Raw genomic sequence first — 14,958 nt, forward strand, 5'->3', positions numbered from 1 at the left:
CCACTGTCGGTGGGGCGGGCTAGGGTGACCAGACAAGCTGATCGACTGAGAGGAAGGTGACCCGATGCCGGACCGGTTGACGTCGCTGGACCTCACCTTCCTCAAGGCCGAGTCGCCGGCCACCCCGATGCACGTCGGGACGGTCGACATCTTCGAGCCGCCGGTGCACGGGGACGACGGGTTCGACTACGAGAGCCTGGTCGCCCTGATCCGGGACCGGATCGCCTTCGTTCCGCGGTACCGGCAGCGGGTCCAGCAGGTGCCGGGCCGGTTCGCCGGCCCGGTCTGGGTGGACGACGAAGAGTTCGACATCACCTTCCACGTACGGCGCTCCGCCCTGCCGCGCCCGGGGACGCACGCCCAGCTGCTGGAACTGGTCGCCCGGATCATGTCCCGCCGACTGGACCGGGCCCGCCCGCTGTGGGAGATGTACCTGGTCGAGGGCCTGCAGGGCGACCGGTTCGCGATCATCTCCAAGTCCCACCAGGCCCTTGTCGACGGCAACAGTACGGTCGACATCGGCCAGGTCGTGCTGGACGCCACCGCGCACCCGCGGGACACCCCGACCGACACCTGGCAGCCGGCCCACCCGCCATCCGCGCTGGAGTTGCTGGCCGGCGTGTTCGCGGACGCCACGCGGCACCCGACCGCCGTGCTGGAGCTGGCCCGGGCCGAGATGGCCAGCCTGACCGGGTCCACCTCGGTCCGCGAGGTGCTCGGCGGCGTGGTCGGCTCTCTCGCTGCGCAGCGGCACGCACAGGAGAGCTCACTGCACGTGAAGACCTCCGGCCAGCGCCGGTTCACCACCGTGCAGACCGACCTGGAGGACTACCGGACCGTCCGCGCACTGCACGGCGGGACGGTGAACGACGTGGTCCTGGCCGTGGTCGCGGGTGCGTTCCGAGCCTGGATGATGACCCGCGGTGAGGGCGTCGGGCCGACCCGCAGCGTGCGGGCCGTGGTCCCGGTCAGCATCCGCGACGACGAGGACGAGGAGCCGACCTCGCTCGGGTCCAGCGTGATCGCCTCGACCGTGACCCTCCCGGTCGGCGAGAACTCCCCGGTCATGCGGCTGCACCAGATCTCGTACCAGACCAAGGTTCACAAGGACACCGGCCGCGCGGTCAGCGCCCGGTCGCTGGTCGGCATCGCCGGGTTCGCGCCGACCACGCTGCACGCGCTCGCCGCCCGGGTCGCGACCACGACGGTCCGGCCGATCGATGACGTGGTGATCACCAACGTGCCGGGTCCGCAGTTCCCGCTGTACGCGCAGGGTGCGCCGATGCTGGCGTCGTACCCGGTGGTCCCGCTGATGCCCGGACAGGGGTTGTCCGTCGGCGTCACGTCGTACGACGGGAAGGTGTCGTTCGGGCTGAACGCGGACCGCACCGCGATGCCCGACCTGGCCGTTTTCGCCCAATGTGTGACCGATGCGCTGGACGAGTTGCTGGAGACCACCAAGGGCAGCCGGAGCCGGGCCTCCCGTGGCCGGAAGCGCGGCACAACGAAGAAGGCGGGCTCATGAGGATCTACCTCCCATCCACGCTGCGGCGGCTCGACGACGCCTACCACGCCGGCGAGTTCGGCCCGCCGCCGCTGACGGCGTACGCGGTCACCCCGGCGCTGCGGGAGTGGTACGCCGAGGGCGACGACGAGGAGCTCGAGTACGCCGCGATGGCGCAGGCGGCCCGGGCTTCGGTGGGACTGCTGGCCGCCGATCCGGGCACTGCCCGCAGACGGGTGGTGATCGCGTGTGAGGTGAGCGCGATCCCGCCGGCGGACGGCACGGTCGAGCTGGGCGACGCCCGGCTCGAGCTGAACGTGGTGGTTCCGTGGTCCACGGTGGCCGCGGTGCACATGGACGCGCCCGACGCGGCGGCGGTGGTCGGGAAGGCCGCCGACCTGTGGGACGCGGCCCAGAGCGGTGACGACGACGCGGTGTTCGCCCTCGATTCGTGCGAGGGTGAAGACCTGATGTGGTACGCGACGCAGGAGATTCCCGATCTGCTGGCGGCGGAGGGGCCGCGCGGCGGGCTGAACGGCTCGAGCTGACCAAGGGGAGTTGGTGGCGATGCAGGCGATCTGGAAAGGTGCCATCTCGTTCGGGATGGTGACGATCCCCATCAAGGTGTTCTCGGCGACCGAGGAGAAGGACATCTCCTTCCGCCAGGTGCACGTCTCCGACGGTGGCCGGATCAAGTACAAGCGGGTCTGCTCGATCGACGGCGAGGAGGTGCCGTACTCCGACATCGCCAAGGGCTACGAGATGCCGGACGGCCGGATGATCGTGCTGGAGGCGGACGACTTCGCCGACCTGCCGCTGTCCAGCAAGAAGGTCATCGACGTGCTGGAGTTCGTGCCGTCGGACCAGGTCGACCCGCTGTACCTGGGCAAGTCCTACTACCTGCAGGCCGACGGCGGGCCGGGCGCCAAGCCGTACGTGCTGCTCCGGGACGCCCTCGACGGCTCCGAGCTGTACGCGCTGGTGAAGGTCGCGCTGCGGTCCCGGGAGAGCCTCGGGCTGCTCCGGACGGTCGGCGACATCCTGGTGCTGCAGGTCATGCTGTGGCCGGACGAGGTCCGGGACGCGTCCTTCGCGGCGCCGGCCGAGGACGTCGAGATCCGGTCCCAGGAGAAGGCGATGGCGGCGTCGTACATCGACACGCTGCGTGGCGAGTTCGACCCGGACCAGTACCACGACGAGTACCGCGTGGCGCTGGAGAAGGTGGTCGAGGCGAAGGCGGCCGGGGTGCCGCTGCCGGAGACCGAGGAGGAGGAGCCGGAGGGCGCCGAGGTCGTCGACCTGGTCGCCGCGCTGCGCGCCTCGGTCGAGGCCGCGAAGGCGCGCCGAGCCGGTGGTGGTGAGGCCGATGCGCCGGCCAAGAAGGCCCCGGCGAAGAAGGCGGCCGCCAAGAAGGCACCGGCCAAGAAGGCCGCGGCTGCGAAGAAGGCCCCGGCGAAGAAGACCGCCAAGAAGACCACGAAGAAGTCGGCATGACCGAGCGTGGCCAGGAGCGTGCCGGCCACAGCCGGCGGGCGGTCGAGGTGAAGGCATGAGCGATCAGCCTCCGGACCTGCCGACTCCTCCGCCGACCACGACCGAGATTCCCCAGGACGCCTCCGAGATCCCGGCCGACCCGACCGCCGCGCCGGTCCGCCCTGGTGCGTTCCTGCTCGAGCTGATCCCGGTGCCGGTGTCGGACATCGACCGGGCGAAGCGGTTCTACTCCGAGCAGTGCGGGTTCCACGTCGACGTGGACGTCTCCCCGGCGGACGGCGTCCGCGTCGTCCAGCTGACGCCGCCGGGCTCGTACTGCTCGATCAGCCTTCTGCAAGGCCTGCCGATGGCCGACATGGAGCCGGGCTCGCTGCGGGCCCTGCACCTGGTCGTCAAGGACATCGAGGCGGCTCGCCAGGAGCTGATCGGGCGCGGTGTCGACGTCGGCGAGACCGAGGACCTCGGCGGCGTCTACTACGCCTGGTTCAAGGACCCCGACGGCAACACCTGGACCCTCCAGCACATGCCCTGGCGCGCCTAGCTAGTGTCCTGAGCCGGCGAGGAGCTCGAGCAACCGCTCGTTGAACTGCTCGGGGAACTCGGCCGGCTTCATCCGGTAGTCGCGCAAGCCCGCCATCACCAGGCGCCCGGCCGGCTGCTCGATCGGCACCCGTCCGGCAACCCACTGCAGGTAGCGCGACCCGAGCCTGTCCGGCAGCCCGGGCACCCGCCCGTACGTCGTACTCACCTCGAGGGACTCCTGCTGACCCGGAATCTCCATCAGCGTCACGTCGTACAAGCGCAGGTACGCCGCCTGCGCGTCAGCGCTCACGAAATGCCCGACCCCACCCATGCAGCCGAACCTACCGTCTCATCGGCCGACGCCGGGCGAGCACTTGTTGGCGTGAAACGTATGCTACAAATGAGTGGCCGGTCGCCGAGCGGACCAGTCGGGCTTGTGGTCAGGTTGCTGGTCAGGTTCGTTTCCGGTGGTGAGTCATGGCACCATGCTGGTGTCACCAGCGAGCGCGCCGCCCACCCGCACCGGCGTACCAGCACGATCCACAACCCTGATCGAGGAGCACCGCACGATGGATGCCGTCACCGCTGTACCTACTCCCGCCAACGAGCCCGTCAAGGGGTATGCGCCTGGATCGTCGGAGCGGGCGAGTCTGGAGGCGAAGCTCAAGGAGTTCACTGCGGCGGGGGCGATCGACCTGACCTGCACGATCGGTGGTGAGCAGCGGGTCGGTGGTGGTGCGCCGATCGAGGTGGTGCAGCCGCACAAGCACCGGCATGTGCTCGGCACGCTGGGTAATGCGACCGAGGCGGACGGCCGGGAGGCTGTGATCGCGGCGCTGGGCGCGGCGAAGTCGTGGCGTGCGTTGTCGTTCGACGACCGGGCGGCGATCTTCTTGAAGGCGGCCGATCTGCTGGCCGGCCCGTGGCGCGACACGCTGAACGCGGCGACGATGCTGGGTCAGTCCAAGACGGTGCAGCAGGCCGAGATCGACGCCGCGTGTGAGCTGATCGACTTCCTCCGGTTCAACGTGGCGTTCGCGCGGCAGATCGTGAGTGACCAGCCGATCTCGTCGCCGGGGGTGTGGAACCGGGTCGACTACCGGCCGCTGGAGGGGTTCGTCTACGCGATCACGCCGTTCAACTTCACCGCGATCGCGGGCAACCTGCCGACCGCGCCGGCGTTGATGGGGAACACGGTGGTGTGGAAGCCGTCGCCGACTCAGCAGTTCGCGGCGCACTGGACGATGCGGCTGCTGGAGGCGGCGGGGCTGCCGGCGGGTGTGATCAACCTGGTGACCGGTGACGGTATCGAGGTGTCCAAGGCTGCGCTGACGCATCCGGATCTGGCCGGGATTCACTTCACCGGGTCGACGAAGACGTTCCAGTCGTTGTGGTCGGCGGTGGGTGCGAACATCGCGTCGTACAAGACCTATCCGCGGCTGGTCGGTGAGACCGGTGGCAAGGACTTCATCCTGGCGCATCCGTCGGCGGATCCGGCGGTGCTGAAGACCGCGATGGTGCGGGGTGCGTTCGAGTACCAGGGTCAGAAGTGCTCGGCGGCGTCTCGGTCGTACGTCGCGCGCAGTGTGTGGGACCGGATCCGGGACGACATCGTGGCCGAGACCGAGTCGCTCACGATGGGTGATGTGACCGACCTGTCGAACTTCATCGGTGCGGTGATCGACGAGCGGGCGTTCGCCAAGCACAAGGTGGCGCTGGACCGGGCCCGGCGGGCCGACGGGCTCGAGGTGGTTGCCGGTGGCACCTACGACGACAGCGAGGGGTACTTCGTCCGGCCGACGCTGATCGTGTCCGACGACCCGACCGACGAGATCTTCACCACCGAGTACTTCGGCCCGATCCTCGGCGTGCACGTGTACGACGACGCCGACTACGACACGGTGCTGCAGCAGATGGAGAGCGCGGCGCCGTACGGGCTGACGGGTGCTGTGATCGCGCAGGACCGGCATGCGGTGGCTGCGGCCAGTGACTACCTGCGGTTTGCGGCTGGGAACTTCTACGTGAACGACAAGCCGACCGGTGCGGTGGTCGGGCAGCAGCCGTTCGGTGGGTCGCGGGCGTCGGGGACGAACGACAAGGCCGGGTCGATGTGGAACCTGATCCGCTGGGCCAGCCCGCGCTCGATGAAGGAGACCTTCGCCCCGCCGACCGACTACCGGTACCCGCATCAGGGTTGATCAGGGAAGGTCGGGGTTTACCCGGGAATCGGCGGGATCGGGAGTAGGTGGGCCCGTTGCGACGTTTCCCGGGTATGCATGAAACCGACCTGCACCTCGAGCCCAACGAAGCGTCCGACCTCTGCCGTGTGTTCGGGCCGGACGTCCTCGACCGCCACGGCTGGGACCGCGCGTTCGTGACGGTGCTGGACGAGGCGACCGCCGAGGACGCGCTGGCGCTGCTCGTCCACACCGCCGGGGCGCCGCTCGACGACGAGTGGTCGGCGATGCGTGTGTTCGCGGACGCCGGGGTGCACGCGGGCAAGACCGAGGACGCCGAGGCGTGCGCCTCGCGGGACGGCTACGTCTACGTCGTCGGCTCGCAGTTCGGGAAGAAGGCGGGACCGCTCGCGGCCAAGCGTTCCTGGATCGCCCGGGTCAGCGAGCAGTCGCTGGCGGACGCGGTCGACACCGGTGGCCGCGCGACGCTGGAGGTCGTCAGGCTGCGGTTCACGCTGCACCGGGCGATCAACGACGCCCTGGCCGACGTCGAGCTGCTGCCGATGGGCGAGCTCGAGCGCCAGGCGTACGTCGATGCCACCATCGCGATCGGTGAGCAGAAGGCCAAGCGCTGGGCCGGGACCGTCCTCCCGACCGACCGCCCGGTCAACATCGAGGCCGCCGAGTTCCGCGCCGACGGCCGGCTGCTGCTCGGCCTGCGCTACCCGGTGACCGCCGACGGCCACCCGATCCTGGTCGAGCTCGAGAACGTCGAGGAGCTCTTCGACGACCCGAACGCCGTACCGCGGTGTGGCAACGTCTGGGTGCTCGGCGATGTCGGCAGCGTCGATGCGCCGGCCGGGTTCCGCGGTCTCGACACCCATGGCGGCGACCGCTTCGACGCGGTGATCGGCGACCTGGACGCGTCCGGCAAGTCGGCCACCGTCCTCGAGGACCACCCGGAGGGCGCCAACGCCGCCTCCGAGCACGTCCGGTTCGAGCTCCCGGACGACAGCGCCGGCGGCGTGGTCAGCGCCAAGGTCGTTCACCACTTCGGCGACATCCGCCGGGTCGAAGGCGTCGCCGTCGACCACGAAGGCCACGCCCACTACGTGATCGACGAGGAAGGCCACGTGGCCCTCAGGACGCTGGTTTTCGACTAGGTGTACTGACCCGGGAGGTTGTTGATTGAGGGCGAGACCTCCGGGCCGGTGGGCGCTCCGTCGTACTGGTCCCAGAGCAACTCCAGGAAGCCCGCGGCCCAGCGGCGGTTGGTCCGGCGCTGGCGTTCGACCCCGCACACGCCAGGCCGGTGGTGTGCGTGTTCGGACCACCGCTCTAGGCGGTGCGGTTGAGCTCCTGCAGGGGCGGGTCGACCAGGAGGGCGGATCCGCACTTGACGCAGATCCACTCGTCGGGCTCGTCGACCAGGTGGTCGGCGGCTTCGATCCGCTCGAACGGCATCACGGTCGCGCAGAACACGCAGTACTGCGAGTCCTCGCCGGCCGGTTCCGCGCGCTGACGCTTCTTCCGCATGACGGGCTCACCTCCGGAGCAACACTTCCCTTCAGGTTGCCACCGCAGGTGAGCCCATCAGCGGAGCGACACACCGCCTCGATCCGTGACCCCGGCCGCGGGCCGGGATCACGGATCGAGGCTCAGTGGGTCCAGTCCCGCGCGAGCTCGTGCTCCTTCTGCAGGCCGGAGCGGATGGCGCCGACCACGAAGGGCTCGATCTTCTTGCCGATCAGCGGGACGGCGACCTTCACGTCCAGGTCGATCGCCTGCACCGTGCTCGCGCCGGTGGGGGTGATCTCGGCGTTGCCCTTCAGGGTGACCGGCGTGTTGCTGATCTCGCCGCTGACGTCGGCCTTGCGGGACCCGTCGGCGGCGGCCGGGTGCCAGGTCTCGGTCTGTACGACGGTCAGGGTCTGGCCGACGAACTTCCGGGCGATGTCCGGCACGTCATCCGACGGCATCTCGCGCTGCACCTTGACGATCGTGTCGCCGCCGGACTCGGTCACCTCGACGGAGTACGACAGCGCCTTGGTCTTCTGGCACGCCTGCTCGCGGAAGGTGGCGTCCGTGACGATCGCGAACACTTCCTCGGGTGTGGCGTCGTACGACGCCGACAGCTTCAGCTCCATGCCGGACATCATGGCACTACCGCTCGGTCACCCGACTACCCCCGAGGCGCGAGCAGCAGGCTGACGGTCCGGTTCTGTGCCGCCGTATGGAACGGTGCGACGCGCTGGTCGCCCGACTGCAGCGTGAAGGCGGTGAGCGGCAACCCGGACGCCTGGCTGAGCTGCTGGGTCGCGGTCCGTGCCCGGAGCAACGCCGTACGGGAGCCACCCGACGAGCTGCTCCCCGGTACGACGACCGAGTGGCCAATGACCGTGATCGCGGCGTCGAGGCCCTTCAGCCGCTTGCCGAGCACAACCAAGTCGTCCCGCCCGGCCGGCGTGAGCTCACCGCCGCGCGAGAACACCCCTTCCTCGAAAAGGATCCGGACAGCTCGCGACTGCCGCTGAACGATCAGACCGTCTCCTGCGACCTTCGTCTCGATCGCGTCCAGCCGGGCGTCGAGCGCAGCCGCAGCGGCCCGCCGTTGCGCCTCGAGCGCCGCCAACTGCCGAGCCAGCCGATCCGCACGCTCCTGAGCGCTCGTACCCACCGCCGGCACAGGTGCAGGCGTCGCAGTCGCCACCGGCGGCTCAGACCCATCCAGCCGAACCACCGCACCCACACCCAGTACGGCGACCGCCACAACCCCAGCCACCGCGCCCACTGGCGTCAGCGAAGCAGCTGGTCGCGAGCGGCGGTCATGCCGACTGGCTGATGGGGAAGCGTTTGCTCGTAGGGTGGGTGGGGTGAGGTTGGTGGAGCGGTGGGCTGCGGTGGGGGGTGTAGGGCGTGAGGAGGCGGTCAGGGCGGCACGGGCGCGGTCCGGGGTGGCTGACCTCACGCGGCGAGAGGTGTGGGGTGACCGGCCGCCGGAACTCACCCAGGCGATCCTCGACGACGCAGACGTGGATCGCGCCCGCCCCTGGCCGCAGACGCTGCTGTCCGACTACGCGCGCTACTGGCGCGACGGCGTACGCACGGCCTACGAAGACCCCGCCGGTGAGCTCCGCCGCCGTACGTCGACCGCCGTCCTGGCGGCCGCACTCACAGCAGACCAGGCATACGTCGACGCAGCCGCCGACGGACTGATGTTGCTCTGTGAGCAGACCACCTGGTGCTGGGCGGCGCACGAGTCCTTCGCGACCGCCCGCAGCGAGGTGGTCGGCGATCCCGACGAGCCGTACCTGGACCTAGGCGCAGCTGAGACCGCAGAGATCCTCGCCTGGGCCGACCTCGTCCTCGGACCCGCACTGGACGAGAGAGTGCCCGGCCTGCGTCGGCGGATGCGGCGGGAGACGCGGCACCGAGTCACCCAACCGTTCCGCACCGACCGTCGCTGGCACTGGCTCGGTCTCGACGGACGCCTGCACAACTGGAACCCGTGGATCCACGGCCACGTCCTCGCCGTCGCGTTGTTCCTCGAGGACGACCCGCAGGTCCAGCTGGAAGTCACCGACCTCGTGGTCGACGGTCTCAGCCGCTATCTCGACGCGATGCCGGCCGACGGCGGCTGCGACGAGGGCTACGCCTACTGGTGGAACGGCCCGGCCCGACTCGCGCTGGCCCTCGACCTCCTCGACCGCGTCACCGACGGCGCGTTCGCACCATGGTCCTGTACGCCGCTAGCGGAGATGGTCCGCTATCCGCAGCGGGTCGCGCTCGGCGACGGCTGGTACGTCAACGTCGCAGACGGTTCCGCCCGTCCCGACCCGAACCAGCCGTGGCATGTCCTCCATCGCTGGGCCCGCTACCACCAGGACGCCGAGGCGATGGCACAAGCCGCCGCCGCGCACCGCGACCTGCCGATCGCTCCGGCCGCCGGGCTCGGGCGCGCGGTGCTGGGGCTCACCGACGACACCTGGTGGAACGCCGGCAAGGCCGACCTGCCGCTTCCGAAGTCGACGTGGCTTCCGGACGTGCAACTGTTTGTTGCCCGCGACAACGGTGGTCTGACCCTGGCGATCAAGGGCGGGCACAACGATGAGAACCACAACCACAACGACGTCGGCTCGTTCATCGTGGCCCTCGACTCCACACCGGTGCTGATCGACTTGGGCCAGCCGACGTACACGGCGCTGTCGTTCTCCGATCGGCGCTACGAGCAGTGGGTGGTCCAGAGCGGCTGGCACAACGTGCCGGTGATCAGCGGCCACGAGCAGCAGCCCGGCCCGGAACACCGAGCGACGGATCTCGTCGTACGGGAGAACTCGCTGGCGCTCGACCTCACGCATGCGTATCCGGAGGCGCCACGCTGCCGCCGCGTCGCGACTGTGGCGGACGGCGCGATCACGATCGCCGACGAGTGGGAAGGGTCGGCCGCCGAGCACTTCGTCATCGCCGGTACGCCGATCAGCCACGACGCCGGCCGGTTGACGATCAACACGTTGGGCGGCGGCTGCGCAGAACTGACCTGGAACGCCGACCTGGGCGCCGGACACCTTGAGGAGCGGGCAGTCGACGACGCGCTGCTCGAACGCGTGTGGGGCCCGACCGTGCACCGGCTGGTCGTCGACTGCCCGGGCAAATCCTTCCGCCTGACCGTCCGCAGAGGAGAGCGACCGTGACTGACGCGCCGTACACCGGCATGACCCGGGAGTCCTGGGCGGCGACCGCGGACGGGCTGTTGCTGGCGCTGCGCCCGTGGGCGTCGCCGGATCACGCGCGCATCGAGTTGCCCGGCCAGCCGAGTGCGTACGGTCCCGACAGCGATTCGCTGGAGGCGTTCGCGCGGTCGTTCCTGCTGGCCGCGATCCGGTTGCACGGTGAGCACGGCAACGATCCGCACGGGGTCGCCGAGTGGTACGCCGCCGGTCTGCGCGCCGGCACCGACCCGGCCTCGCCGCATGCCTGGCCGCGTCCGGACCGGCTCGGGCAGGCGAAGGTAGAGGCGTGCTCGATCGCACTCGGTCTGCATCTCAGCCGGCCCTGGTTGTGGGACCGCCTCGGCGAGGCCGACCGCGAGCGGATCGTGGACTGGTTGGGGACCGTGGTCGGCGAGGAGTACCCGCCGATCAACTGGGTCTGGTTCCAGATCGTCGTCGAGACGTTCCTCAAATCGGTGGGCGGCCCGTGGTCGAGCGCCGATATCGAGAGCGGGCTGGCGGTGCACGAGTCGCTGTACCGCGACCACGGCTGGTACGCCGACGGGCCGGAGCGCGCGTTCGATCACTACAACGGGTGGGCGCTGCACGTCTATCCCTTGCTCTGGGCAACCATGGATCCGTCGGCCGACCCGAAGCTGGTGTCCGCGTGGCGTGAACGACTTGCGCAGTACGTCGAGACCGCCGTCCACCTGATCGGCGGCAACGGCTCGCCGTTGGTCCAGGGCCGCAGTCTGACGTACCGGTTCGCGGCGGCTGCTCCCTTGTGGATGGGGGCTGTCACGGGTGCGACCGACGTACCTCCGGGGCTGCTGCGGCGCGCGGCCTCCGGGATGCTCGCGCACTTCCTCGATCACGGTGTGCCGGACGACCGGGGTCTGCTGAACCTTGGCTGGTACGGCGAGTGGCCGCGGATCGCGCAGTCGTACTCCGGGCCGGGATCGCCGTACTGGGCAGTCAAAGGCATGCTCGGCCTGATGTTGCCGGCCGATCATCCGGTGTGGACCGCGACCGAGGAACCGCTGCCGGTCGAGACCGGCGACTTCACGCTCGAGATCGCGGAGCCGGGGTGGATCGTCAGCGGCACGAAGGCCGACGGCGTCGTCCGGATCGCCAACCACGGCACCGATCACTCGGTCCCGGGCGACCAGCGGGCCGACTCGCCGCTTTACGCGCGGCTCGGCTACTCGACCCACACCATGCCGCCGCTCGACCGGGAGGCGTGGTCGGGTGCGATCGAGAACAGCGTGGCTCTCGTGCATCCCGAGTTCGGCCCGAGCCATCGCAACGGGTTCACCACGGTGCGCTCTGGTGTTTCGGTGACGTCCGCGCACTGGGTGCGGACCGACGAGGACCACGGGCCCGAGCACGGCTCGGGTCGCGGCGGCAGTGTGGTCGAGGGCCCGCGGCTGGTGGTTGGTTCTGTACTGCGCGGCAGCCACGAGGTGCGGGCCGTGGTCGTCGAGGGTGACGTGGATCCCTCGTGGCGGCTCGAGTTCAGCGGCTGGCCGCTGTCCGCCGACGAGCCGCCGCTCGACACGCTCGAGGGCAACAAAGCCAAGGTCGCGTCCGACGGTCTCGTGTCATGCGTTGCCAGCAGCAACGTTTTCGAGTACGACGTACGGCGGCTGACCGATGCCAGTCCGGTAGGCACCCACACCGCGATCCCTTGTGCCCGGGTGCAGCCGGAGGCCGGGGTGCTGTACGTGGCCGTCGTCGGTCTGGGTGGACCGCCCGACCAGGCGCCCCACGTGTCCGGCGAGGGCCGCGCCGTTCGCGTCGAGTGGGAGGACGGCTGGGTCGACTACCTGCGTCTGGACACGTGAGGCAGCGGCGTCAGGCCGCCGTACGGACGTTGTGGACCGTCCGCCTCGGCTCGAACTCGCGGTCGTTGGAGCCGTCGAACGGCAGGGCCTCGAGGTTCCAGCTCCATGACACCGTGGGCGTGACCCGCAGGTACTTGCCGGTCCCGAACATGCCGGTGTGCTCGACGAAGTCAGCCGTGCCGTAGACCCGGAGGAACCGCGGTGTCCACGGCGACGTGGTGACCACGTCGTCCCACAGCAGCGCCACCTTGGTGTTGCCGGCGCCGACGTTCAGGTACTTCCTGGTCTTCTCCGGGTGGTGTCCGCCGCTCAGGTAGAAGTACGTCCCGTCGTACTCGATGCCGACCGGGACCGCGTCCGGCTGGCCGTCGGAGGCGACGGTCGCGATGCGGCCGACCGGCTGGGTGTGCATGTACTCGATCTCGTCCTGGGTGAAGGACATCTGCTGTCGCTCCCTTCGAGGGTGTGCATCTCGGCTAAAGTACTACGTAGATGGCAACTAGTAAAACGCTGGTTGTATTCCGGCGGAGAGGAAGTTTCGGTGACCGGCAGATCGGACAAGCGGCGGGCGATCCTCGACGGCGCGCTCGAGGAGTTCGCCCGGGACGGGTACGCGCGGGCCGGGATGGACGCGATCGCCGCGGCTGCGGCGGTGTCCACGCGGACGATCTACGCCCACTTCGGCAACAAGGCCAAGCTTTTCGAGGCCGTGATCCAGGACAGCGCGACCCGGGTCGCCGACACCCAGATCGCGATCATCGAGCGGCACCTCGGCAAGATCGTCGACCTCGAGGACGACCTCGAGGCGTTCGGCCGGGACCTGGCCAGGCCGATGACCGGCTACCAGAGTCACTTCGCGCTGGTGCGGCACGTCAACGCCGACCTCGACCACATCCCGCCGGCGGCGGTCGAGGCCTGGCAGCAGGCCGGACCGCGGCGAGTGGTCGCGGCACTCGCCGGGTGTTTGGGTGCGATAGCCGATCGCGGCCTGCTGACCCTCGACCCCTCGGAAGAGCCGAAGGCCGCCGCGGAGCTGGCCGCGACCCACCTCATGCTCCTGGTGCAAGGGGCAGTGCCGTTCCACCACGGAGCCGGCGCGAACCGGGAGGCGGATCTGGACCGGATCGTCCGGGCCGGCGTGCGGGTCTTCCTCCGCGGTTACGCGCCCGCGAGCGGCCGGGGAGTTGCCGGAAAGCGGCGCTAGCGGACGCGAAGCGGAATCGACGAGTCGCGGATGATCAGCTCGGGAGTGACCAGGATCCGCTGGGCCGGGCGCCGGTTGCCCTCGATCAGCCGGGCCACCATCAGCTCGACCGCGGTCCGTCCGACCATCGGCTTCGGCGGCCGGATCGCGGTCATGGCCGGCTCGGCGAGTCGGGCGACCTCGTCGTCGTACGCGACGATCGCGAGGTCGTCCGGGATGGTGATGCCGCGCTCGGTGCAGTACTGGGCGATCGACATCGCGTCCGGGTCGGAGTGCACGACGAGGGCCGTCGCACCGGCGGCGCGGCAGCGTTCCAGCAGTTGGGCGATCGTCTCGCGGTAGCCGGGTTCGACCATCCGGATCGACTCGCGGATGATCAGGTCGGGGGAGATGCCGAGTTCCGCGCAGACCAGCTCCCAGCCGCGCTCGAGGTGCATTGACGTCGGGCTGCCCTTGGACAGCACCAGGCCGATGCTGCGGTGCCCGTGCTCATGCAGGTGCCGTACGGCGATCTCCAGTCCGAGCGCGTGGTCGCTGCGAACCCACTCCAACTGGCGCTTCGTCGGCGTCCAGCGTGGCGGGTGCCGCTCGACCAGGACCACCGGGACCGGCAGGTCGCCGATCCACTGGATCATCTCCCCGACGTCGTCACCGTCCAGATTCGGCGCGAGCAGCAGGCCTTGCACCTGCTGCGACTCGATCAGCCGGGTGATCTGCCGCTGGTCCTCGGCCCAGTCGTACGTCGACCCGCGCAGCTGGACCTGGACGTCCTGAGCCGCGGCCGCCGAGCGTGCACCGGACACGATCGCCGGCCAGTAGTAGTCCAGCGACGGCACCACCATCCCGATCGTGAACCGCGGCGGCCCAGTACCCCGCCGCCGAATCTGTGTCGCCGGCCCGAGATCCGTGGGCAGCGTCGCCCCACCGTGCACCTTGGTCAGCAGGTTCTGCGCCGCCAGCGCCGCGATATCCCGCCGTACGGTCAACTCACTCACCCCGAGCAGCCCCGCAAACTCCCGCACCCGAATCGCCCCATGCCGCCGCAGCTCACCCATCAACCGCTCCCGCCGCTGCACCCCGAACAACTTCTCCTCACTCACCACAACCACCCCCGCCCTCGACTGGTAGGACCGCCAGCGGCGGCTGTCCTTCCACCGCCTCCGGCGGGCGCCGGATCTGGCTCAGGCTGAACGCCACCGTCGCCCAGACTGCTCGCCGGCGGCCGCCGGCCGCTGTCCCGCGTGGATGTGCCCGACGGACGACCTGCCCGTCGGCACACAACAACCCGAACGGATGACACGACCACTCTCCTCACCTGCCGCCTTGCTCAGCAGCAACTGTCAGTCGCCGAATCACAGCACCCTCCGCGGCTCTCGCCGGAGGCTCGTCCAACGGACGTGACCGGCCGGGGTCAAGCCCCTGGAAGTGGTGTAGTGCTGCGTGATCCTGGGGTGAGGTTAGGCGGTGAGTGCGGGTAGGTCGTCGGTTTCGATCTCGGTTTGGG

16 protein-coding genes are annotated in these 14,958 nt (G+C 69.8%); 9 read left to right on the forward strand and 7 right to left on the reverse strand.

Translation table 11 applies throughout. The features are described 5' to 3' along the window. The first annotated feature begins 64 nt into the window (after window positions 1-64). The 4 genes from ACIBGM_RS23915 to ACIBGM_RS23930 are packed head-to-tail and all read left to right on the forward strand — an operon-like array spanning window position 65 to window position 3,539. Window positions 65-1,525, forward strand: coding sequence for a wax ester/triacylglycerol synthase family O-acyltransferase (locus ACIBGM_RS23915; protein ID WP_396386798.1), 1,461 nt, complete (start codon window positions 65-67; stop codon window positions 1,523-1,525). Then, window positions 1,522-2,052 (forward strand): DUF6912 family protein, encoded by a 531-nt coding sequence (locus ACIBGM_RS23920; protein ID WP_396386799.1) that lies wholly within the window; start codon window positions 1,522-1,524, stop codon window positions 2,050-2,052. Before ACIBGM_RS23915 ends, ACIBGM_RS23920 begins: the two co-directional genes overlap by 4 nt. 19 nt (window positions 2,053-2,071) lie before the next feature. Beyond that, complete coding sequence (locus ACIBGM_RS23925; RefSeq protein WP_360534863.1) at window positions 2,072-2,998, forward strand: Ku protein; 927 nt, start codon at window positions 2,072-2,074, stop codon at window positions 2,996-2,998. A 55-nt stretch (window positions 2,999-3,053) separates the two neighbouring features. After that, window positions 3,054-3,539, forward strand: coding sequence for a VOC family protein (locus ACIBGM_RS23930; RefSeq protein WP_360534776.1), 486 nt, complete (start codon window positions 3,054-3,056; stop codon window positions 3,537-3,539). On the opposite strand, the gene ACIBGM_RS23935 is transcribed toward ACIBGM_RS23930, so the two are convergent. Then, on the reverse strand, window positions 3,540-3,851 hold the full coding sequence (locus ACIBGM_RS23935; RefSeq protein WP_360534774.1) for a hypothetical protein: 312 nt from the start codon (window positions 3,849-3,851) through the stop codon (window positions 3,540-3,542). Between the two features lie 139 nt (window positions 3,852-3,990). On the opposite strand from ACIBGM_RS23935, the gene pruA reads away from it, so the two are divergent. Both pruA and ACIBGM_RS23945 read left to right on the forward strand, forming a co-directional pair. Next, window positions 3,991-5,718 carry an L-glutamate gamma-semialdehyde dehydrogenase gene (gene pruA, locus ACIBGM_RS23940; protein WP_396386800.1) on the forward strand — a complete coding sequence of 576 codons (1,728 nt, stop codon included), beginning with the start codon at window positions 3,991-3,993 and terminating at the stop codon, window positions 5,716-5,718. Between the two features lie 74 nt (window positions 5,719-5,792). Further along, window positions 5,793-6,860 (forward strand): hypothetical protein, encoded by a 1,068-nt coding sequence (locus ACIBGM_RS23945; protein ID WP_396386801.1) that lies wholly within the window; start codon window positions 5,793-5,795, stop codon window positions 6,858-6,860. Here ACIBGM_RS23945 and ACIBGM_RS23950 read toward each other — a convergent pair. From ACIBGM_RS23950 to ACIBGM_RS23965, 4 genes are all read right to left on the reverse strand, one after another. Continuing rightward, a complete protein-coding gene (locus ACIBGM_RS23950) occupies window positions 6,857-7,000 on the reverse strand; it encodes a hypothetical protein (RefSeq protein ID WP_396386802.1) in 144 nt (47 codons plus the stop codon). The two genes, ACIBGM_RS23945 and ACIBGM_RS23950, sit on opposite strands and share 4 nt — an antisense overlap. 35 nt (window positions 7,001-7,035) lie before the next feature. After that, window positions 7,036-7,233: a hypothetical protein gene (locus ACIBGM_RS23955; RefSeq protein ID WP_360534766.1), complete on the reverse strand. Its 198-nt coding sequence runs from the start codon at window positions 7,231-7,233 to the stop codon at window positions 7,036-7,038. Window positions 7,234-7,355: 122 nt separating this feature from the next. Continuing rightward, window positions 7,356-7,844: a DUF2505 domain-containing protein gene (locus ACIBGM_RS23960; RefSeq protein WP_360530772.1), complete on the reverse strand. Its 489-nt coding sequence runs from the start codon at window positions 7,842-7,844 to the stop codon at window positions 7,356-7,358. Window positions 7,845-7,879: 35 nt separating this feature from the next. After that, window positions 7,880-8,479: a hypothetical protein gene (locus ACIBGM_RS23965; protein WP_360530775.1), complete on the reverse strand. Its 600-nt coding sequence runs from the start codon at window positions 8,477-8,479 to the stop codon at window positions 7,880-7,882. Window positions 8,480-8,651: 172 nt separating this feature from the next. On the opposite strand from ACIBGM_RS23965, the gene ACIBGM_RS23970 reads away from it, so the two are divergent. Both ACIBGM_RS23970 and ACIBGM_RS23975 read left to right on the forward strand, forming a co-directional pair. Beyond that, complete coding sequence (locus ACIBGM_RS23970; protein WP_396386803.1) at window positions 8,652-10,388, forward strand: heparinase; 1,737 nt, start codon at window positions 8,652-8,654, stop codon at window positions 10,386-10,388. After that, window positions 10,385-12,250, forward strand: coding sequence for a DUF2264 domain-containing protein (locus ACIBGM_RS23975; RefSeq protein ID WP_396386804.1), 1,866 nt, complete (start codon window positions 10,385-10,387; stop codon window positions 12,248-12,250). The genes ACIBGM_RS23970 and ACIBGM_RS23975 overlap by 4 nt, the downstream gene beginning before the upstream one ends. 10 nt (window positions 12,251-12,260) lie before the next feature. Here the strand turns inward: ACIBGM_RS23975 and ACIBGM_RS23980 are convergent, their stop codons facing one another. Continuing rightward, a complete protein-coding gene (locus ACIBGM_RS23980; protein WP_396386805.1) occupies window positions 12,261-12,692 on the reverse strand; it encodes a PPOX class F420-dependent oxidoreductase in 432 nt (143 codons plus the stop codon). Window positions 12,693-12,791: 99 nt separating this feature from the next. On the opposite strand from ACIBGM_RS23980, the gene ACIBGM_RS23985 reads away from it, so the two are divergent. After that, entirely contained in the window at window positions 12,792-13,454 is a 663-nt protein-coding gene (locus ACIBGM_RS23985; RefSeq protein ID WP_360530787.1) for a TetR/AcrR family transcriptional regulator, read from the forward strand. Here ACIBGM_RS23985 and ACIBGM_RS23990 read toward each other — a convergent pair. Further along, window positions 13,451-14,554 (reverse strand): substrate-binding domain-containing protein, encoded by a 1,104-nt coding sequence (locus ACIBGM_RS23990; RefSeq protein ID WP_396386806.1) that lies wholly within the window; start codon window positions 14,552-14,554, stop codon window positions 13,451-13,453. The two genes, ACIBGM_RS23985 and ACIBGM_RS23990, sit on opposite strands and share 4 nt — an antisense overlap. Window positions 14,555-14,958 lie beyond the last annotated feature (404 nt).

Source organism: Kribbella sp. NPDC050470, assembly GCF_044458365.1.
Classification (GTDB): domain Bacteria; phylum Actinomycetota; class Actinomycetes; order Propionibacteriales; family Kribbellaceae; genus Kribbella.